This is a genomic window from Sandarakinorhabdus sp. FBCC-B8862 (assembly GCF_059745315.1).
The window spans coordinates 2,496,160-2,516,716 of the sequence record NZ_CM185574.1; the positions used below are offsets into that span (position 1 = coordinate 2,496,160).

16 protein-coding genes and 2 pseudogenes are annotated in these 20,557 nt (G+C 65.2%); 6 read left to right on the forward strand and 12 right to left on the reverse strand.

All coding sequences use genetic code 11. From position 1 onward, the window contains the following. The first annotated feature begins 104 nt into the window (after positions 1–104). Positions 105–3,689, forward strand: coding sequence for a YobI family P-loop NTPase (locus AC6BOR_RS12075; protein WP_498058650.1), 3,585 nt, complete (start codon positions 105–107; stop codon positions 3,687–3,689). Positions 3,690–3,821: 132 nt separating this feature from the next. On the opposite strand, the gene AC6BOR_RS12080 is transcribed toward AC6BOR_RS12075, so the two are convergent. After that, the gene (locus AC6BOR_RS12080; protein WP_498058651.1) at positions 3,822–6,035 is read right to left on the reverse strand and encodes a ribonuclease R family protein; all 2,214 of its coding nucleotides are present in this window, start codon (positions 6,033–6,035) and stop codon (positions 3,822–3,824) included. Between the two features lie 91 nt (positions 6,036–6,126). On the opposite strand from AC6BOR_RS12080, the gene AC6BOR_RS12085 reads away from it, so the two are divergent. From AC6BOR_RS12085 to AC6BOR_RS12095, 3 genes and pseudogenes are all read left to right on the forward strand, one after another. Continuing rightward, entirely contained in the window at positions 6,127–7,935 is a 1,809-nt protein-coding gene (locus tag AC6BOR_RS12085; protein ID WP_498058652.1) for an ABCB family ABC transporter ATP-binding protein/permease, read from the forward strand. A 161-nt stretch (positions 7,936–8,096) separates the two neighbouring features. Then, positions 8,097–8,807, forward strand: a pseudogene (locus AC6BOR_RS12090) (trypsin-like serine protease); the annotation flags it as partial. A gap of 429 nt (positions 8,808–9,236) precedes the next feature. Beyond that, a pseudogene (locus AC6BOR_RS12095) lies at positions 9,237–9,332 on the forward strand (PEPxxWA-CTERM sorting domain-containing protein); the annotation flags it as partial. 87 nt (positions 9,333–9,419) lie between these two features. Here AC6BOR_RS12095 and AC6BOR_RS12100 read toward each other — a convergent pair. From AC6BOR_RS12100 to AC6BOR_RS12125, 6 genes are all read right to left on the reverse strand, one after another. Then, positions 9,420–9,968 (reverse strand): fasciclin domain-containing protein, encoded by a 549-nt coding sequence (locus AC6BOR_RS12100; protein ID WP_498058653.1) that lies wholly within the window; start codon positions 9,966–9,968, stop codon positions 9,420–9,422. A gap of 128 nt (positions 9,969–10,096) precedes the next feature. Continuing rightward, the gene (locus tag AC6BOR_RS12105) at positions 10,097–10,855 is read right to left on the reverse strand and encodes an anti-sigma factor (protein WP_498058654.1); all 759 of its coding nucleotides are present in this window, start codon (positions 10,853–10,855) and stop codon (positions 10,097–10,099) included. Continuing rightward, positions 10,852–11,424 (reverse strand): sigma-70 family RNA polymerase sigma factor, encoded by a 573-nt coding sequence (locus AC6BOR_RS12110; RefSeq protein WP_498058655.1) that lies wholly within the window; start codon positions 11,422–11,424, stop codon positions 10,852–10,854. Before AC6BOR_RS12110 ends, AC6BOR_RS12105 begins: the two co-directional genes overlap by 4 nt. Next, entirely contained in the window at positions 11,421–12,179 is a 759-nt protein-coding gene (locus AC6BOR_RS12115; RefSeq protein WP_498058656.1) for an ABC transporter ATP-binding protein, read from the reverse strand. Before AC6BOR_RS12115 ends, AC6BOR_RS12110 begins: the two co-directional genes overlap by 4 nt. Further along, complete coding sequence (locus AC6BOR_RS12120) at positions 12,176–12,949, reverse strand: MlaE family ABC transporter permease (RefSeq protein WP_086115439.1); 774 nt, start codon at positions 12,947–12,949, stop codon at positions 12,176–12,178. The genes AC6BOR_RS12115 and AC6BOR_RS12120 overlap by 4 nt, the downstream gene beginning before the upstream one ends. Beyond that, the gene (locus AC6BOR_RS12125) at positions 12,946–14,010 is read right to left on the reverse strand and encodes an alanine racemase (RefSeq protein WP_498058657.1); all 1,065 of its coding nucleotides are present in this window, start codon (positions 14,008–14,010) and stop codon (positions 12,946–12,948) included. The genes AC6BOR_RS12120 and AC6BOR_RS12125 overlap by 4 nt, the downstream gene beginning before the upstream one ends. 34 nt (positions 14,011–14,044) lie before the next feature. Between AC6BOR_RS12125 and AC6BOR_RS12130 the strand changes: the two genes are divergently transcribed. Next, positions 14,045–14,263 carry a ricin-type beta-trefoil lectin domain protein gene (locus AC6BOR_RS12130; RefSeq protein WP_086115437.1) on the forward strand — a complete coding sequence of 73 codons (219 nt, stop codon included), beginning with the start codon at positions 14,045–14,047 and terminating at the stop codon, positions 14,261–14,263. Here AC6BOR_RS12130 and AC6BOR_RS12135 read toward each other — a convergent pair. The 5 genes from AC6BOR_RS12135 to trmB all read right to left on the reverse strand — a co-directional run bounded on the left by AC6BOR_RS12135 (position 14,260) and on the right by trmB (position 18,871). Further along, positions 14,260–15,195, reverse strand: coding sequence for a ribose-phosphate pyrophosphokinase (locus AC6BOR_RS12135; protein WP_086116135.1), 936 nt, complete (start codon positions 15,193–15,195; stop codon positions 14,260–14,262). The genes AC6BOR_RS12130 and AC6BOR_RS12135 overlap by 4 nt on opposite strands. A gap of 69 nt (positions 15,196–15,264) precedes the next feature. Further along, on the reverse strand, positions 15,265–15,660 hold the full coding sequence (gene mutT, locus AC6BOR_RS12140) for an 8-oxo-dGTP diphosphatase MutT (RefSeq protein ID WP_498058658.1): 396 nt from the start codon (positions 15,658–15,660) through the stop codon (positions 15,265–15,267). Next, positions 15,660–17,081 carry a M48 family metalloprotease gene (locus tag AC6BOR_RS12145; protein ID WP_498058659.1) on the reverse strand — a complete coding sequence of 474 codons (1,422 nt, stop codon included), beginning with the start codon at positions 17,079–17,081 and terminating at the stop codon, positions 15,660–15,662. Before AC6BOR_RS12145 ends, mutT begins: the two co-directional genes overlap by 1 nt. A gap of 58 nt (positions 17,082–17,139) precedes the next feature. Further along, entirely contained in the window at positions 17,140–18,090 is a 951-nt protein-coding gene (locus tag AC6BOR_RS12150) for an acetyl-CoA carboxylase carboxyltransferase subunit alpha (RefSeq protein ID WP_086115434.1), read from the reverse strand. Between the two features lie 61 nt (positions 18,091–18,151). Then, positions 18,152–18,871 (reverse strand): tRNA (guanosine(46)-N7)-methyltransferase TrmB, encoded by a 720-nt coding sequence (trmB, locus tag AC6BOR_RS12155; protein WP_498058660.1) that lies wholly within the window; start codon positions 18,869–18,871, stop codon positions 18,152–18,154. 134 nt (positions 18,872–19,005) lie between these two features. Between trmB and AC6BOR_RS12160 the strand changes: the two genes are divergently transcribed. After that, a complete protein-coding gene (locus tag AC6BOR_RS12160; RefSeq protein ID WP_498058661.1) occupies positions 19,006–20,526 on the forward strand; it encodes a flavin-containing monooxygenase in 1,521 nt (506 codons plus the stop codon). Positions 20,527–20,557: the final 31 nt, after the last annotated feature.

Genomic DNA, 20,557 nt, shown 5'->3' on the forward strand with positions numbered 1-20,557 from the left:
CTGCATGTCGCGGTTGACTCCACCGGTTGCATCTTCAATCAAAGTCGAAGACATGCTAATGTGTAACGGCGCGGAATTCTTCGCTTGTGAGACTTGAGTAAAGCTTGAATCGCATCATCACCCAGTTACTCGCTCGGCTCCGTCGTCCGGCTCAGCTTGTCGAGGCGCCTTCTAGCTTCGTAGATCTCGCGCCGACGGACGATGCGGACAAGGCGGGCATTTACTCGAAGGCCCTCCTGTTTGCGACGCGTAATCCTAAGGTCTTGAATATCGCGCTCACCGGTCCATATGGATCGGGCAAGAGTAGCATCATCAAGGCCTTCCTGAAGCGGCATGGCCCCGATGTGCTGCAAATCTCTCTGGCAGCCTTTCTTCCCGAGGCAACGGGCGAAGGGAGCAAAGTAACCAAGCAGGAGATAGAGCGCAGCATCTTGCAGCAGATGCTTTATGGGGCTAGTGCCGACCAACTGCCATTTTCGCGCTTTAAGCGGATTAAGTCGCCTGGGCGTTGGTCGTTCGCCTTCTCTCTTTACGCAATCTTAGGCGTCGTTGCCTGCTTCCATCTGTTTGACAAGCGCGAAGACGTCCTCAGTGGCAGGTTTCTCTTGCCCTTCTCACTGGAGAACTGGCCGAATATCCTGTGGTTCTCGCTAGGAGTTTCGTTCCTGCTTTTCGTGGTCCAGCGGGGCTACAAGGCCAGCTTCGGCGTGTCACTAAAGAGCATCTCCCTTAAAGACATAGAGATCACACCTGCCGCGATCAGTCAGGAGTCCATTCTCAACCGGCACCTCGACGAGATCATCTACTTCTTCCAGTCGACTAGCTATGACCTCGTCATCATCGAGGATCTCGATAGGTTCAACAACCCGGAGATTTTCGTCACCCTTCGCGAAATAAACGCCCTGGTGAACGCTAACGTGGGTGTGAGGAGGACGGTCCGATTTCTCTATGCACTACGAGACGACATGTTCGTCAACACCGACAGGACCAAGTTCTTCGAGTTTATCGTTCCAGTTATACCCATTATTAACAGTTCAAACGCAATCGACAAGGTGATCGAGCAGGGACGTCGGCTCTCGCTCGACAGCCGGCTTGACCGTCAATTCCTGAGGGAGGTGTCACGCTACCTCAACGACCTGCGGCTAATCCAGAATATCTTCAACGAGTACGCTATCTACGTCGCGAATCTGGAGACCGACGGCGATAACGTCCTCAACGCCAACAAGCTGCTGGCGATCCTCATCTACAAGAACGTCTTTCCGCGTGACTTTGAGGAGTCGCATCGAGGGAGGGGCAATCTTGCCGGGATTTTGGACCGCCATGAAGAGTTCATCGCCAAAGGAGAGAAAGAATGCAGGGAAGCCATTGAACGCATCGAGCAGGAGACCGAGGCGGCAGAACGGCAGGTCCCCGGAGACCTGCTGGAACTACGACGGATCTACGCAATGGCTATTCTCGAGAGGTTGCCAGGCCACATAACGCAGATCGTCATTCCAACAGGCGGATTGATCGAGTTCAGTTCGCTCGTGAAAGATAGCCACTTCGACCAGATAATTGAGCTCAGGACTCTGACTGTTAGAAACGTGAACGGCTACCAACACACCGTTGACATCTCCGGCCTGCAGGCAGAGGTCAACAGCATTAAGACATATCGACAGCGAAAGGAGGAGATCAAACGGAGAGCCGCCGATTTCAAGTCCGCCGCCTCAAAGAGGCTGCAGGAGCTGAGGATCAGGAGCGCCACCTTGCGCTTCTCGAAGTTCAACGAGGTCGCGCGGTTGAACGAGGAAGGCCTCGCCGACCTTTTCGACGCCTTCGGTGATAACGCCGATCTGGCCCGGTTCCTGGTGCTCGAGGGCTACCTCGATGACAGCTACTACCAGTTTACTTCACTGTTCCACTCGGGACGGCTGTCGCCGAATGATAACAAGTTCCTGATTAAGATCCGAGGTTTCACGAACCCCGCCCCCGACTTCCAGATAGATAACCCGAAGGAGGTCATCGCAGCGATGCGGGCCGATGACTTCCACCAGCGTTACGTACTCAACGTCAAGCTTGTAGACTGTCTGCTGCAGAACGAGCCCGCCTATCGCACGCAGATCGCCGGCTTCTTCGCACACATAGCGAGCGACTTCGAGAGCTGCGGCGCCTTCTTCACTAGTTACTATGCTGCGGGGGCGGAGGTGCCTAGTCTGGTCGCGGGTCTGGTCGCGAACTGGCCGGACTTCGTTCCGATGGTACTCGCGGACTCAAGGCACCTGCAGCATGTTGGCCAGATCGTCGCCAACCTGTCCGTGCCGGAGCTGCGGGCACTTGGTGCCCAGCATCCCCAGATACGCACATTCCTCTCGACGAACCTGGCTAGTATGCTCGCGCTCGAGGTCGACATCGAGTTGCCCAAGCTTGAAGCGCTCAATATCGAGACAAAGGATCTAGCAAGCTTGGAAGCCTTCCCGTCAATCGCCCGCTTTTTCTTCGATCAGGGCCGCTATGCTCTAACCGTCGAGAACGTAGAGTTCATCTACCGAGCCATTCTGGGAATGGCCGACCTGGAACCCCTGCGCACACAAAACTTTACAACGGTGAACCGGATTGCCAACGCCGCGCTGAGCTCTAGGATCGAGCGGGACTTCCCGGCGTATCTGAAAGACGTGCTTCTCCGGCTCGAGGACAATTCGCAGGAAAGTGCGGCGACTATCGTCTCGGTCCTCTCTCGTGAGGACGTAGATGCGGACGAACTTAGCTCGTTCTTTAGTAGGCAGATCGCGGTCGTACCCCTCCTCGACGACGTGCCTTTGCGCTTCCACTCGCTTGCGCTGCAGTTGGGCAGGATCGAACCTACCTGGGCGAACTGCCTCTCCTACATGCGCAGCGATCAATTCGACGCGGGAGTGCTCTGCTCCTTCCTCGAGACGCCGTCGGCGGTCACGGCCTTGCCGAGGGACGCGATCCCCGGAGACGAGGGATCAGCCATTCTACGCCAATTCATCATCGAGGAAGACACTCTCCGGGATGAGACCTACCGCACCTATGTCAAGGTCCTGCCGAGAGCGTGCAGGAAGTTTCCGGACGGCCTCACTACAGCCAAGCTGCGCATACTGATCGAAGAGTTGATGGTCTCGTTCACGGTGGAGAACGTCGAGGGGCTCGAGGGCAAAACTGACCTTCAACTACTGTTCGTGAAGATGAATATCGACACTTACCTTGAAGGACAGGGGTACTTTTCGCTCGGCGACGACTTCCGTGAACTGCTCCTAGATGAGGACATCGGCGACAGCCGAAAACTGGCGGTCGTAAGGGCGATGGATCTAGGCTCTCTTGCTCATCAGGCGCGGCGGGCGGGACTGGTAGGCGCGGTCCTAGACAGGACGGACGCCCATGTTGGTGCTCTCGAGGCCGGCGCCGCTCGCGCCCTCGTCTTGAACTCGCAGCCGACCTCGGTGCAGATTTCACTGTTCAACAAGTGCGAAGGTTTGTTCAGCGACTCTGATGTGCGTGAGATCCTCGTCGCGCTCCCTGCACCTTATTCCGAAATCACAACAGGCTATCATGCTCCAATAATCGATAAAACAAGAGTAAATTTGGATCTGGTAAAATGGCTAGATAAGAGAAACATTATCTCGTCGTGGAGTGAGACGATTTTCGGCAACTCGCTCCGCGTGAATTTATACCGTCGCACTTCAAGGTGATCGCCCGCTCTGCGCGACGGACTTCATAACCCCATTGTCTTATTCCCGCCACCCAGCGCTCCCGAAAACAAACGGGTGCAGGGTCTGCGACCCTGCCCGCCGGAGGCCCTCCCTTTTAACTCCGCCCCCCTTCTATCGCCGCCCCCGTCGCACACCCGGTGGCACGCGGGATTTGCCTGGTTTTGGGGTGAAGCCGCGGGGGCGGTTTTGGCGGGGGGTGGGGGTGGTGCCGCCTTCGGGGAGTTCGTAGCGCAGGGCGCCGGTGATGGGGTTGGCTTCGGCGAGGCGCAGTTCGAGGCGTTGGCCGATTTCGTAGCGGGTGCCGGTGGTGGTGCCTTCGAGGATGCGGGCGTCTTCATCGAAGATGAAGCGTTCGGCGCCGAGGGTGGAGACGGGGACGAGGCCATCGCCGCCGAGGCCATCGACGGTGGCGAAGAAGCCGAATTTGGCGACGCCGGTGATGCGGGTTTTGACGACTTCGCCTACCATGGTGGAGAGGTAGGCGGCGACGTAGCGATCGATGGTGTCGCGTTCGGCTTCCATGGCGCGGCGTTCGGTCATGCTGATGTGGTCGGCGGTTTTGGCGAGGCCTTTTTCCTCTTCCTTGTGGAGGCTGCCCTCGCCGAGGCGGTGGGCGGCGGCGAGGCTGCGGTGGACGACGAGATCGGCGTAGCGGCGGATGGGTGAGGTGAAGTGGGCGTAGCTGCCCAGGGCCAGGCCGAAGTGGCCGACATTTTCGGGGGTGTAGTAGGCCTGGGTCTGGGTGCGAAGGACCTGTTCGGAGACTTGTTCATAATTCTCGCCATCCTTGGCGCGGGCGAGGATGCGGTTGAAGATGGCGGGGCGGGCGACCTGGCCCATGGCGAAATTCTGGCCGAGGGTTTCGAGATATTCGCGCAGGGCAATGAGCTTTTCGCGGCTGGGGGCTTCGTGGCAGCGGAAGATGCAGGCGGCCTTCTTTTTTTCGAGTGCCTTGGCGGCCGCGACGTTGGCGGCGATCATGTAATCCTCGATCAGCTGGTGGGCGGGCAGGTGTTGCCGGATGGAAATGCCGGCGATGCGGCCGGCTTCATCGAGGACGACGCGTTTTTCGGGGAGTTCGAGGGCGAGGGGCTCGCGGGCGTCGCGGGCGGTCTTGAGGGCGGCCCAGCAGGCCCAGAGCGGCTGGAGGATGGGGAGATATTGGCCTTCGCCGGCATCCATCGTCGCCTGGGCCTGTTCATAGGCGATGTTGGCGACGCAGCGGATGACGGCGCGGGTGAAGCGCCAGCCGAGCAGCTTGCCATCGGGGCCGATGTGGAGGTGGCAGGCCATGACGGCGCGGTCTTGCCCTTCGACGAGGCTGCAGGCATCGGCCGAGAGGATTTCGGGCAGCATGGGGACGACGCGATCGGGGAAATAGACGCTGTTGCCGCGGCTGCGGGCGGAACGGTCGAGCGCGGAGCCGGGGCGGACATAGAAGGACACATCGGCGATGGCGACGATGGCGCGGAAATGGCCTTCGTTGTCAGGGTCTGGCGCGGCCCAGACGGCGTCGTCGTGGTCCCGCGCGTCGGCGGGATCGATGGTGAGGAAGGGCAGGCTGCGCAGATCCTCCCGGTCGCCCAGCGGTTGGCGGGCCATGCGTTCGGCCTCTTCGAGCACGTTGTCGTCAAAGCGGTGGGGGATGCCCTTGGCGTGGATGGCGATGAGGGAGAAGGCGCGGGGCTGGAAGGGATCGCCGAGCACTTCGACGACGCGGCCGGACACGCGTGGCGGCCGGCCGGAGGGTTCGGCCAGGACGAGATCGCCGGGCTGGCCGTCGCCAGGGTCGCTGATGGCGAGATCGGTCCGGGCCTTCTTGTCCACGGGCACCAGGCGCCAGCCGAGCGGTTCCTTGCGCAGGATGCCGAGGACGAATTCGGCGGATTTGGCCAGCGCCTTCATGGGGAAGGCGAGGTAGCCGCTGCCCTGTTCCTCGATGCGGGCGAGCACGCGGTCTCCCAGGGCGAAGGCGGCGCGCTTGCGGCTTTCGATGACTCGGATGCGGGGCGGCGGGGTGGCATGGTCCCACCGGTCGGGCACGGCGATGGCAACGCCGTCGGCCACATCGGCGATGCGCAGCACGGTCACCTTGGGCAGGCCGCCGCCCTTTTGGACGGTGCGGCCGGGGCCAAGCTCCAGCTCGCCGGCCTCCATCATTTCCTTCAAAAGGGATTTCAGGGCGATCTTGTCTTGTGCGTGGAGGCCAAAGGCCTTGGCGATCTCGCGCTTGCCGACGCTCGATTTCTGGGTGGCGATGAAATCGAGGATGGCCTGGCGATCGGGGAGGCCAGGCTGCGGGCGGTTGCGGGGGATGCGGGGCATGATTGCCACCATGGGCCTTTGGCCCGGTGCCGGCAAGTGTGAGGCGAAACTGCCCATTGTCGGGCGGGCGCGTGCGGCCCATATGGCTGGCATGCAATCGCTCGCCACCGCGCCGCCCAAGGGCGATGCCGATCTGAAGACGCTGAAGCGCTTTTTGCCCTATCTGTGGCCGGCGGGGCGCGGCGATCTGAAGCTGCGGGTGATCACGGCGCTGGTGCTGGTGCTGCTGGCCAAGGGGGTGGCGCTGGGCATGCCCTATGCCCTGAAGCTGGCGCTGGACCGGATGGCGGCCGGCCTGCCCGATGGGCTGGGTGTGGCGATCGCGCTGGTCAGTTCCTATGCGCTGGCGCGTTTTGCCGGGGTGCTGTTCGACAATCTGAGGAACGCTGCCTTTGAACGGGTGGGGCAGGAGGCGGCGCGGCGGCTGAGCCTGGATGTGTTCAGCCATATCCACCGGCTGTCGTTGCGCTATCACCTCGAACGGCGCACCGGCGCGCTGACCCGGCTGATCGAGCGCGGGACGAAGAGCATCGACACCATGCTCTATTTCCTGCTGTTCAACATCTTCCCGACCGTGATCGAGCTGACGGCGGTGTGCATATTGTTCGGGCGCGGCTTTGGCTGGGAACTGGTGGTGGCGACGCTGGGGACGGTGGGCGCCTATATCCTCTATACCCAGCGCATCACCGATTGGCGCGCGGGCTTGCGCCGGCAGATGGTGGAAAGCGACCAGAAGGCGACCGCGCGCGCGGTGGACAGTTTGCTGAATTACGAAACGGTCAAATATTTCAATGCGGAAGCCCATGAGAACGCCAATTATGGCCGGGCCATCAAGCGCTACACCGATGCCGCGACCAAATCCGAAGTCAGCCTGGCCTGGCTGAACATCGGGCAGAGTTTCATCACCAACCTGCTGATGGGTGGGGCGCTGGCCTATGTGGTGTGGGGCTGGAGCCGCGGGCAGTTCAGCATTGGCGATATCGCCTTTGTGAACGGGCTGTTGATGCAGTTGTTCCGGCCGCTCGATCTGCTGGGCATGGTCTATCGCGAGATCCGCCAGGGCCTGATCGACATGGAGGCGATGTTCCGCCTGATCGACACGCCACCGGAAATCGCCGATGCGCCGGGCGCGCCCGATCTGCAGGTGGCCGGTGCCGCCATCCGCTTTGACGCGGTGGATTTTGGCTATGACCCGCGCCGGCAGATTTTGCACGGCGTGTCGTTCCATGTGCCGCCGGGGGCAAAGCTGGCGGTGGTGGGCCATTCGGGCGCCGGCAAATCGACGCTGAGCCGCATCCTCTATCGCTTCTATGACATCCAGGGCGGGCGGGTGACCATCGATGGCCAGGATATTGCCGGCGTTACCCAAAGCTCCTTGCGCCGCGCCATCGGGATCGTGCCGCAGGATACGGTGCTGTTCAACGACACGATCCGATACAATATCGCCTATGGCCGGCCCGATGCCAGCGAGGCCGAAATCATCGCAGCGGCGCGCGGGGCGGCCATCCATGAGTTCATCCTGGGCCTGCCCGATGGCTATGACACGCAGGTGGGCGAACGCGGGCTGAAATTGTCGGGCGGGGAAAAGCAGCGGGTGGCGATCGCGCGCACTATCCTGAAGAACCCGGCCATCCTGATCCTCGACGAGGCCACCAGTGCGCTCGATTCCGCCACCGAAGCCAGCATCCAGGAGGCGCTGGGCGGGGTTTCGGCCGGGCGCACCACCATCGTGATTGCTCACCGGCTTTCCACCGTCACCGATGCCGACGAGATCATCGTGATGGACGCCGGGCGCATTATCGAACGCGGCCGGCACGAGGTGCTGCTGGCGCGCGGCGGTGCCTATGCCGACATGTGGGCGCTGCAGCAGGCCGAAGAGGCGGCGAGCGAAGCGGCCTGAGCGGCCGCGCATCTGCGCTGTCCAGTCGCAGTTAATCCGCGCTATGGTTTACTGTTAATTAATTGTCTCCGTGATAGCGCCGGACGGGTCGGCTGGGTGGGGCGAGGCTCCCGGCTTGGCAAATTGACCAGCCTTTTCTGGGGGATATCATGAATTACAAAATGCTTGTGGCAGCCGGTCTCGCTGCCACCGCCTCCCAATCTGCGTTTGCCGCTCCGGCCCTGAATGCAGAGTTTGCCAGCCCGAAGGCGAGTGCCAACGCCGCCACGGATGACGTGCCGAGCCTGGCACCGCTGCGCGCACCGACCAGCATTTCGGTCACTGCGAACGGCATCACTGCCACCGCCACCAAGTTGATCGTGGGCACCGGTTCCACCGGCACTGCCGCGGCGGTTCCGCCGGGCAACTCGATCTACAACGGCCGCCAGCCTGCCCACAGCGGGGTGGCGCAGATGACGATGACCTTTGCCGGTGTCGGCAGCTTCGTCTGCTCCGGCGCGCTGATGCAGGATCGCATCCATGTGCTGACGGCGGCGCACTGTGTCAGTGATGGCGCCGGAACGCCGAACCCCACCACCACAACGGTGCGGTTCAACCGCAGCTCCGACCCGGATGCAGTGGTGCAGGGCGCGTCCGCCAGCAGCGACATCGCCGTCATGTCGGCCGCGCAATATTTCGTGCATCCCGATTATACGGGTGAAGTCATCGATCAGAACGACATCGCTATCATCCGCCTGACCCAGGCGGCCCCGGATTGGGTGCAATCCTATCGCATCTCGCCAGTGTTCAACCTGCGGGCGCAGCAGTTCGAGGTGGCGGGTTATGGCCGGCGTGGCACCGGCGGCGCCACCGGGGCCACGCTTGGTACCGGCCGCTTGCGCTCGGGCGAGAATGAGTGGGATTTCCGCTTTGGCGCTGGCGTGTTCCAGGATTTCTTCACCGCACGCGACACCAATGGCGAAAATTTCTTCGGCACCGCCGAGATCGAGCATAGCTGGGTGTCTGATTTTGACGGACCTGCCGGCGCCAACAACGCCAGCTGCCTGCTGGCCAGCGCTTTCACCGCCAATCTTGCCCGCTATTGTGACGGCGCGATCGGTGCCCGCGAAGCCACCACCGCTGGCGGCGATTCGGGCGGCCCGAACTTCATCAACGGCCGCCTGGCTGGGATCACCTCCTATGGCCTCTCGTTTGGCGCCGGCTTTGGAGACATTGGTGGCGGCCTGAACAGCAGCTTTGGTGAGTTCGCCGGTGTCGTGCCGGTCAACATCCACCGCGGCTTCATCCAGGCCAGCACCGGCATTTCCGTGCCGGAGCCGACGAGCTGGGCAATGCTGATCGCCGGCTTCGGCCTGATCGGCGCCACCCTGCGCCGCCGCCGGGCCGCCATGGCCTGATCGGCGCCTTCGGGCCAGAAATCAGGGCCGGTGGGATGATCCCACCGGCCCTTTTTTCACGCCACGCAAATGTGCAAACGGGTTGGATCAGGGCAGCACGACCGTGTCCACGACATGGATGACGCCGTTGGACTGGAACACATCGCCCTGGCGCACATGGCTCATGCCGCCCTTGGCATCGCGCAGCATGATCATGTTGCCCATCATGCTGGCCGTGAGCTTGCCGCCCTGCACGGTGGTCAGTTCGGCCTTGCCGCCGCCGGCCTTGATCGCCGCCATGATATCGGCGGCTGAAAGACGGCCAGGCACGACATGATAGGTGAGCACGGCAGTGAGGGTGGCCTTGTTTTCAGGCTTCAGCAGATTTTCGACCGTGCCGGCGGGCAGCTTGGCAAAGGCAGCGTTGGTGGGCGCAAACACGGTGAACGGGCCCTTGCCCTTCAGCGTGTCCACCAGGCCGGCGGCCTTCACGGCGGCGACCAGCGTGGTGTGATCAGCGCTGTTCACGGCATTGTCGATGATGTCACGGCTGGGCAGCATGGGGGCGCCGCCCACGATCGGCTGGGCCACCACGGGGGCGAGGCCGGCTGCCGCAATGGCGAACAGCGCGGCGCGCAGGGCTGACGTCGAACGCATCACAAAACTCCATCTCAGATCAGGCCCGCCGGAATAGGCAGGCCATGGCGAGATACGCGGGCAGGCTGGCTGATGGATGAACGCGGCTTGCCGCTGCGACGAAAGGCGCGGATCGGGCGGTGGCCAGATCAGCCGGCGGCGAGTGCGCCGGTGGCGATCACTGGCCCGGTGGGCGCGCCGGTGGGCGAGCCGCCGACAGGCTCGATCGAAATCGCGAGGATGCTGCCTTCCTTCAGGCCGGCGAGCCGGCCCCTGGGAATGCTGTGCGCGGTGCCGGCGGAAATATCGATCACGCCCAGCGAACGCGGCGGGTTGCTGCCTTCGATCACCCACAGTTCCGGCACCTTGCCGGCACCGGCATCGTTTTGCGCGACGGGCGCAAAGCGCACCTGGCCGCTGGCCGGATCATAAGCGGCGGCGAGCAGCGGCTTGCCATCGTTGCCGGCCAGGGTGGCACGCAGCATCGGCCCGTCTGCCACGGCGGGGGCGATATCGGGCGCCGCGCTGGGCGCGCCGATCATGGCAACTGCAATGGCGGCTGCCACCGGCGCGCCGATGCCCAGCCCGCGCCACAGCGCCAGATTGTGCCACCAGCCACGCGCCGGTGCAGGGGCCGCGGTGGCATGCGGGGCCACGGCCACGGTTTCGGCGGCAATTGCCGCCCAAAGGCTGGCGGGCGGCGCAACCGGTGCGGTGCTTTCATCGAGCGGGGCCAGCTGTTGCTGCCAGCGCTCCACCCGGGCGCGGAATTCGGGATCGCCCACCAGGCGCAGTTCGGCAGCCTTGCGCTCGGCCCGGCCCAGCGCGCCCAGCGCATAATCCATGGCGAGGGCTTCATCCTCGTTCAGGCCAGTGAGGCCGTTTTCGGGGGTGGGCGCTCCGGTCATGCCTCCCCTCCTTCCAGATGGCCGCGCATGCGCATCAGGCCGCGCCGCACCCAGCTTTTCAACGTGCCCACAGGCACCTGTTCCCGCGCTGCGAGTTCATCATAGGTGACGCCTTCGAAATAACAGGCCCGGATGGCGGCGGCATGGCGCGGTTCCAGCTGGGCCAGCGCCTGGGCCAGGCGGCGGGCATCCTGGCTGGCGACCAGCCCGGCATCGGGCGCGGGGCCATCATCGGCGAGGCCATGGGCATCTTCCACCGGGGCCATCGGCCGCGCCGGGCGGGCGCGCAGCCGGTCGATGGCGCGGTTGCGCGCGATCGTTGCCGCCCAGGTGATGGGGCTGGCGCGGGCCGGATCGAACGTGGCCGCCTTGCGCCAAACCGTCACATACACCTCCTGCAACACATCTTCGGCTTCCTGCCGTTCGGGCAAGATACGCAGGATGACGCCAAATAGTTTTGCACTGGTGCGATCGTAAAATGTCTGGAACGCAGCGGCGTCGCCATCGGCCACGCGCAGCAGCAGGCGGGCCAGATCGGCGGCGCCGGCGGAAGGGGCTGCCCCGCTCATTTCAGGCCGGGCATCCGGATCGGGCCGGTGGCGCTGCCGGTGATGAACTGGCGCACATAGGGATTGTCACAGCCGTCAAGGCTGGCCAGCGGCCCTTGCCAGATGATCACGCCCCCGTGCAGCATCGCCACCCTGTCTGCCACAGTCCGCACGCTGTGCATATCGTGCGTGATGGTCAGCGCGGTGATTTTCAATTCGGTGGCAAGTTCGCGGATCAGATCGTTGATCACCGCCGCGGTGATCGGATCCAGCCCGGCGGTGGGTTCATCGAAAAAGATGATCGGCGGGCGCGGCGCGATGGCGCGGGCCAGTGCGACGCGCTTCTGCATGCCGCCCGACAGTTCGGATGGTTTCAGATCGGCCACCTCGGGCCCCAGGCCAACCCTGGCCAGATTGTCGATGGCGGCGGCGCGGCGGCTGGCGGCGCTGCCCTCCAGCGCGAAGCTGACATTGCGCCAGACGGGCAGCGAATCGAACAGCGCGCCGCCCTGGAACAACATGCCGAAGCGGGCGCGGTGGGCATCAAGCGCCGCACCCTTCAGCCCGACAACCTCTTGCCCATCCACCTTGATCGATCCGGCATCGGGCGCGATCAGGCCCAGGATGATCTTCAGCGTGACGGATTTGCCGGTGCCCGATCCGCCGATGATCACCAGGCTTTCACCCGGCATCACCGCCAGATCCACGCCGGCCAGCACCTGGCGGCTGCCAAAGCGCTTGGCCAGACCAGCGAGCTCAATGCGCGGGATCGTCATGATCCGAACACGATCACGGTGATGACCAGGTTGGCCAGCAGGATCAGGATGAAGCTGGAGACGACGGCATTGGTGGTCGCTTTGCCAACGCCGGCCGCGCCGCCGCCGCTGCGATAGCCGTGATAGCAGCCCATCAGCGCGATGAAGAAGCCGAACACCGCCGCCTTGACCAGCGAGGAAATCACGTCATCCGCCTCGAGATAGCGGGCGGTGGTGGCGAGATATTGCGCCGAATTGAAGCCCAGCCGTTGGGTGGCGAGCAGCCAGCCGCCCATCACGCCCAGCGCGTTGGAGACGAGCACCAGCATCGGCATCACCAGCACGGCGGCCAGGATGCGCGGGGCCACCAGCCAGCGGAAGGGATCGGTGCGCAGGGTGACCAGCGCATCAATCTGCTCGGTCACCCGCATGGTGCCCAGTTCGGCGGCCATGGCGCTGGCGACGCGGCCGGCGACCATCAGGCCGCCCAGCACCGGGCCAAGCTCGCGCACCACGCCGATCACAGTCACGGCCGGCACGGTGGAGGCGGCGTTGAACCGGCTGCCGCCGATGAAGATCTGCTGCGCCAGCGCCGATCCGGTGAAGATGGCGGTGAGGCCAACCACCGGCAGCGACAGCCAGCCGATCACCAGCATCTGGTTGAACCATTGCGCCGGATACCAGGGCGGCTGCAGCAGGCGCAGTAGCGCCGTGCCGGCAAAGCGGGCCACCCGGCCAATGGCGGCAAAGCCGGCCAGCACCGAGGCGCCTATCGCCACCAATGGGTTCATCGCCACACCCGTTCAAAGCGGTGGCCCAGCGCCACCAGCAGTTCATAGCTGGTGCGGCCAGACAATGCAGCCATGGCTTCGGGATCAAAGGGAACTTCCAGCCAGTCGCCTTCTGCGAGTGGCGGGGCATCCGTGACATCGAAAGCCGCCAGATCCATGGAAATGCGCCCGGCCGCCGGGCAGCGCACGCCGCCGGCCAGCGCCCAGCCGGCATTCGAAAGCCCGCGGGCATAGCCATCGGCATAACCCAGCGCGACGGTGGCGATGCGGCTGGGCCGGGCGGCGACGAAGGCCGCGCCATAGCCGACGGCAGCGCCCGCCGGCACATCGCGCAGCTGGATGATGCGGGCCGCCATGCGCGCGACCGGCCGGGATGGCCGGCCACCGGGCAGCAGGCCGCCGCCATAAAGGCCAACGCCAGGCCGGATCAGGTCGAAATGATACGCCGGGCCCAGCGCGGCACCGGCCGAATTGGCCAGCGCATAAAGCCCTGCCGGCACGCGCGCTGCGACGTCGGCGAAGCAGGCGCGCTGGGCTTCGTTGAGCGGGTGGGCGGGGTTTTCGGTGCAGGCAAGATGGCTGTGCAGCACGGCGATGGAGAGCCCGGCGGCGATGCCGGCCACCGCATCCGGCGCCAGGCCGAGCCGGTTCATGCCGGTATCGACCATCAGTTCCACCGGCCGCCCGGTCTGCCGCCACAACGCCAGCTGGGCCGCAGTGGCGAGCACCGGTTCGGCCGGCAGGTTGAGTGCGGCCGGCATCGCCTCGGCGCTGATGCCGTGCAGGACGGAGAGGGTGACGCCGGCCGGCAGCGGCAGCAGCGGCGGCACTTCGTGCCAGTGGGCAACATAGAAGCGCCGGCAGCCGGCTGCCGCCAGCCGTTCCAGCACGGCGCGGGCGCCCAGGCCATAGCCATCGGCCTTGATGGCCGCCCCGGCTTCGGCCTGGCCACAGGCGGCAAAATCGCGCCAGTTCGCCACCAGCGCATCGCCATCCAGCAGCAGCCGGGCTTCGAAAGGCGGGATCACATCCACACCACAGGGATTAGCGGCCTTGTTCATGGCGGCGCAAGCCATTCAGGTGTAACAGGGGTTCATGACCAAGACCCTGATCGCCCCCGTTCTTGCCGCTGTTCTGGCCCTTGCCGCCGCGCCCGTGCTGGCGCAGGCCCAGCCCAAGCCTGACACCGAATTCTGTGCCGCCAAGCGAAAGCAGGATCCGGGCGGCATCTGCACGGCCAAGGGCGAATATGTGACGCCGGAAAAGGTCTACAAACCCGATGGCACGGTGATCAACCGCAGCACCGGGGATTAATCGAACAGGCTGCTGACCGAGCTTTCCTCGGCAGTGCGGCGCATGGCTTCGGCCAGCAGCGGCGCGATGGTGATGCGGCGGATCTTCTGGGCGGCTTTCACGGCGGCGGTGGCGGCAATCGAATCGGTAACCACCAGTTCCGACAGCGCCGATCCGTCGACACGGGCGACGGCGCCGCCCGACAACACACCGTGGCTGACATAAGCGGTGGCGCTGGCCGCGCCGGCTTCGAGCAGGGCGGCCGCCGCGTTGCACAGCGTGCCGGCCGAATCGACGATATCATCGACCAGGATGCAGCGGCGGCCGCGCACGTCGCCGATGATGTTCATCACTTCGGATTCGCCCGGCCGTTCGCGGCGCTTGTCGACGATGGCCAGCGGCGCGTTGCCGAGCCGCTTGGCCAGCGCGCGGGCGCGCACCACGCCGCCGACATCGGGGGAGACGACCATCAGTTCCTCCACGCCCATGCGCGCGGTGATGTCGGCCGCCATCACCGGGGCGGCGAACAGATTGTCGGTCGGAATATCGAAAAAGCCCTGGATCTGGCCGGCGTGGAGATCCAGGCTGAGCACGCGGTTGGCGCCGGCCGTGGTGATCAGATTGGCCACCAGCTTGGCCGAAATCGGCGTGCGCGGCCCCGGCTTGCGATCCTGCCGGGCATAGCCGAAATAGGGCACCACCGCCGTGATGCGCCGGGCCGAGGCGCGCTTCAGCGCATCGATGCAGATCAGCAGCTCCATCAGATTGTCGTTGGCCGGCGCGGCGGTGGGCTGCACCACGAACACATCCTCACCGCGGACATTTTCATCAATCTCGACGAAAATCTCCTCGTCGGCAAAGCGGCGGACGGCGGCCTTGGTCAGCGGGATTTCGAGATAGGCGGCGATCGCCTGGGCCAGATCCGGATTGCCGTTGCCCGCCAGGATTTTCATCATCGTCGCCCTTGTTGTTGCCCCGCCAATTGGCGCGGCCATAGCCGGCCTGTCACACGGGTGCAACCTTCACCGGCCTGCGGCAATCAGGGCCTCCACCAGGGGCACATCAGCTGGTGGCATCGGCAGGGCCGGCATCGCCGCCGGAAATTCCCAGCGCAGCGCCTGACCATCGCGGCCGTGGGGCACCCCCGTCCAGGCCCGGCACCAATAAAGCAACATCACCAGATGAAATTCAGGATAGGCGAAGGACACGAAGGTGAAGGGCGCCAGAGCGGGCGCGGTGATGCCCAGCTCCTCCTCGAGCTCGCGCGCCAGGGCGGCTTCGGGCGATTCGCCCGGCTCCAGCTTGCCGCCGGGAAATTCCCACAGGCCGGCCAGCGATTTGCCTTCGGGCCGCTGCGCCAGCAGCACGCGGCCATCGCCATCCACCAGCGCGGCCGCCACCACATGGATGATCCGCATCAGCGCCAGACCACCAGCTTCACCCGGTCCCCAGCCTTCAGCGCCGAGTTTGCCGGCAGCTGGTTCAGGGTCAGGAAGCGTTCCATCTTGCTGTCGTCATAGGCCATGCGCGCGGCCAGGCTGGCCAGCGTGTCGCCAGCGGCGACGCGGGCCACCTGGATGCGGCGGGTGCGGATGCTGCCGGCTTCCTGCGGAGACAGGCGGCGCACGCTGGCCGCGACCGGGGCCACCATCGCGGCCTGGCCCTGCGGCGCCACGCTGATCAGGGTGAAGACCAGTTGGCTGGTCCAGCGATAGACGGTGAGGGTTGCATCCACCGGGCCGCCATTGGTCTGGGCGGAGACGCTGCCGCTGATCGCCTCCAGCCCGTTGATGCGGGTGGGCTGCATGGGGCGCGGCTGCAGGCCCAGCTGCTGCCAACGCGCGGCGGCAATACTGCCCAGATCGGCGCGGCCATCGGCCATGCGCAGATCAAAGCTGGTGCCGTTGGGGCCGCTGCCGGTGATGGCATCGGCACCGTTGTTGAGCGTGAAGCCCTGCGGCGCATCCAGCGCCAGCTGCAGGGTCGCGTGGCGGAAGCTGCGGCCCTGCACGACGCCCTGCGCGGCGTCATCATCATAGGGCAGGCCATCGATGGCGTTCAGAAAGGCATCGCGGTTGTGGGCACGGGCGCCGGCCTTGGCCACGAAGGTCTGGGCTTCGGCGCGGATGCGGGCGACGCGTTCGCCGGTGGCCGGGTGAGTGGAGAGCCATTTCGATGGTTCCGCCCCGCTCTGGCCTTTCAGTCTTGCCTCCAGGCTGGTTTGGGCGCCGAGGGCCGCCAATATGTCGCCGCTGGCCAGCGGGTCATAGCCGGCGCTGGTGAGGTAACGCACCCCCAGACTGTCGGCCTGACGCTCCTGCTCGCGGCTGAAGCCGAGTGTGGTCAATTGTGCCACCACCCCGGCGCCCTGGCCAACGATTTGCGATCCGGTCACCGCGCCGGCCAGCCCAGCCAGAATGTTCGAAAGGGCAGCGCGCGTCTGCCGCTTCTGGCCGTGGCGGGCGGCGACATGGCCGACTTCGTGACCCATGACGAAGGCCAGTTCCGCCTCGTCATTCATCAGCGCCAGCAGCTGGCGGGTGATGTAGACATAGCCGCCGGGGATGGCGAAGGCGTTGTTGACGTTGGAGTTCAAGAGCGTGACCGTATAATCCTGCGGCCGCGCGCCGCCGCCCGATTGCACCGCGATCTTCTGGCCGACACCGCGCACATAATCGGCCACCGGCCCGCTCATGGCGCCGCCAAATTGCTGGACGATCTGCGGATGGGCCTGGGCGCCTTCCTGGCGTTCGGCCGGTGACAGGCCGGGCGGTGCCTGCGCCAGCGCGGGCGCGGCCACCAGCATCAGGGCAATGAACGGCAAGCGGGCGTTGATCATGCCGCCATCCTAACCGTGCGCGTGCATGCCGGCCAGAGGCGGCAGCGCGGCCCGCCGATCAGAGCGTGCGGCCCATCGCCAGATATTTGGCGCGGCGGTCGCGGATCAGCTGCTGCGGGCTTTTTGCCAGCAGCGGCTGCAGTTCGGCGGCGATGGCCATGGCCAGCGAGGCAATGGCAGCCTGCGGATCGCGGTGGGCACCGCCCAGCGGTTCCGGCACGATGGTGTCGATGACGCCCAGCGCCTTGCAGTCCGCCGCCGTCACCTTCATCGCCTCGGCCGCATCGGCGGCGCGATTCTGGCCCTTTTCGGCGGTGCGCCACAGGATGGAGGCGCAACCTTCCGGCGAAATCACCGCATAGACGGCATGTTCGAACATGATAACCCGATCGGCTGCGGCGATACCGATGGCCCCGCCCGACATGCCTTCGCCGGTGATGGCAGCGATGATCGGCACCGGGGCAGCCAGAAAGGCGGCGGTGGCGCGCGCGATGGCTTCGGCCTGGCCGCGGGCTTCACCGTCAACGCCGGGATAGGCGCCGGCGCTGTCGGCCAGGGTGATCACCGGCACATTGAAACGGCCGGCCAGTTCCACCAGCCGGGCGGCCTTGCGATAGCCTTCGGGCCGGCCCATGCCGAAATTATGCTTCACGCGGGATGCGGTGTCGCTGCCCTTTTCATGACCGATCACCACCACCGGGATATTCTGGCCGCGCAGCGTGCCGATGCCGCCGATGATGGCTTCATCCTCGCCATAGGCGCGGTCACCGGCCAGCGGCATGAAATCGGCGACCAGCGCCTTCACCGTGTCGGTGAAGTGCGGGCGCTGCGGATGGCGGGCCACCATCGTCTTCTGCCAGGGCGTCAACCGGGCATAGGTTTCGGCCAGCAGCCGGCGTGCGGCGCCTTCGGCATGGCGGGCGCCCGCTTCATCGCCAGCCGCACGATAATCGGCGGCGCGCTGGGCGATCTGGGCGATCGGCTTTTCAAAATCGAGATATTGGCTCACGGGGCAATGGCCTAGGCGAAATGCCGCAGCGCGGTCAATGGCGGCAATGTCACACGCGCCGTCATTGGCGCTGCCAGCGGAAATACCACACCTCGTGGCCCAGCCGCCGCGCCTTGGCCTCGTAACGCGTCTGCGGCCAGTCGGCCGGCCGGGTCAGGAAATCCGCCGCCGTCTCGCCGATCCAGCGGAAGTCGCTGCGGCGCTGCATCTGCATCAGCGCCCAGCGGCAATAGATGGGGTGATCGGTGCCAAAGCGGAACTCGCCACCCGGTTTGAGCACACGGGCGATGCGATCAATGGGGCCGGGGTTCATGAAGCGGCGCTTGGCGTGACGGGCCTTGGGCCAGGGATCGGGGTGGAGCAGGAACACCCGCTCCACGCTGGCTTCTGGCAGCCGTTCCAGCACATCCAGCGCATCGCCGTGGTGGATGCGCACGTTCGAAAGGCCGCCATCGCGCACGGCCATCAGCGCACCAACCACGCCATCCACAAAAGGTTCGGCGCCGATCAGGCCGACGCCGGGGTTGGCCGCGGCCTGGCCGGCCATATGCTCGCCCTTGCCAAAGCCGATTTCCAGCCACAGCGGCCGGTCATCCCCGAACAGGCCCTGCGTGGTCACCGGGCCGTCGGCGGGCACCGCAATCTGCGGCAGCAGCTCGGTAAACAGCGCCGCCTGGCCCTGGCGCAGCGCATGGCCCTGCCGGCGGCCATAAAGGCGGCGCAACGTGGTGGGATCGGAAACGGCCGAATCAGGCCGCACATCGGGGGCAATATCCGTCATGGCGCGCGCCCATGCCCGAAAGCCGGCCTGCGGAAAAGGGCAGGGGTGCGGCTTGATCCAGATCAAGGCGGGCCAGGCCCCGCACGGCCGACACTGGCCAAGCTTTGCTGGGAGGATTGATCATGGACATGCCGGTGTCTCGCAGGCCCGAAGATGATGGCTGCTGCTGCGATGTGGATGTGCTGGTGGTGGGCGCCGGCATTTCCGGCCTGTCGGCGGCCTGGCATCTGCAGAGCCGCTTGCCGGGCAAGCGCTTTGTCGTGCTGGAGCGCGAGGCGAGCTATGGCGGCACCTGGCTCACCCACAAATTCCCCGGCATCCGGTCGGATTCCGATCTTTACACCTTCGGTTTCCGCTTCAAGCCGTGGGTGGGGCCGCCGATTGCCACCGCCGCCGAAATCCAGGCCTATCTGGGCGAGATGATCGCGGAAAACGGCCTTGATCGCCACATCCGCTACCACCACAGCATCGAAACCGCCGCGTGGGACAGTGGATCGGCGCGCTGGACGTTGACCGCCCGCCGGCCCGATGGCAGCCGCGCCCAGTTTCGCGCCAAATTCCTGTGGATGGCGCAAGGTTATTACCGGCATCACCAGGGCCATTGGCCGGATTGGCCCGGCATGGCCGATTTCAAGGGGCCGATCCTCCACACCGAGGAGTGGGACGAGGCGACCGATTATGCCGGCAAGCGCGTCGTGCTGATCGGATCGGGCGCGACGGCGGCCACAGTGGTGCCGGCCATGGCGCAAACCGCCGCCCACATCACCATGATCCAGCGCAGCCCAACCTGGTTCATGCCCGGCCGCAACGAGAATGAGCTGGCCGAGCTGCTGCGCCCGATCGGGGTGGACGAATCCACCATCCACGACATCGTGCGCAAGAAGATCATCCATGATCAGGATCAGATCGTGCGCCAATGCCGCGCCGCGCCCGATGCGGTGGCCGCCGAACTGCTGGCCGGGGTGCAGGCGCTGCTGCCCGACGGCTATGACATGCGGCACTTCACGCCAAGCTATCGCCCGTGGCGGCAGCGGCTGGCGTTCGTGCCGGATGGCGATCTGTTTGCCGGCATCCGCGCCGGCAAGGCCGATGTGGTGACCGGCACCATCGCCCGCTTCACCCCCGATGGCGTGGAAATGGCCGACGGTGCCCACGTGCCGGCCGACATGATCGTGCTCGCCACCGGGTTCAACCTGTGCGTGTTTGGCGACATTGGCTTCTCGATCGACGGCCGGCCGCTGGATCTGGCCGAAACCGTGACCTGGCGCGGCATGATGTTCACCGGGGTGCCCAATCTTGTCTGGGTGTTTGGCTATTTCCGGGCGAGCTGGACCTTGCGGTCCGACCTGATTGCCGAATTCACCTGCCGGCTGCTCGCCCATATGGATGCAAAAGGCGCCGACAGGGTCGAGGTGGTGCTGCCACCCGATCTTGCCGGCAGCCCCGACGGCCTGCAACTGGGCCCCTGGGCCGATCCGGATGATTTCAACCCCAATTATCTCACCCGCGATCAGCATCTGCTGCCGCGCACGGCGCCGGGCGATGAATGGCGCCACACCCAGGACTACTGGACCGAAAAGGATGTGATCCCGCGGGTGGATCTCGATGGCCCGGCCTTCCGCTACTGCCGGGTAACGGTGCCGCTGCCAGCCTGAGACAAAGCCAAGCCTTGCGCTTTGCCATGAA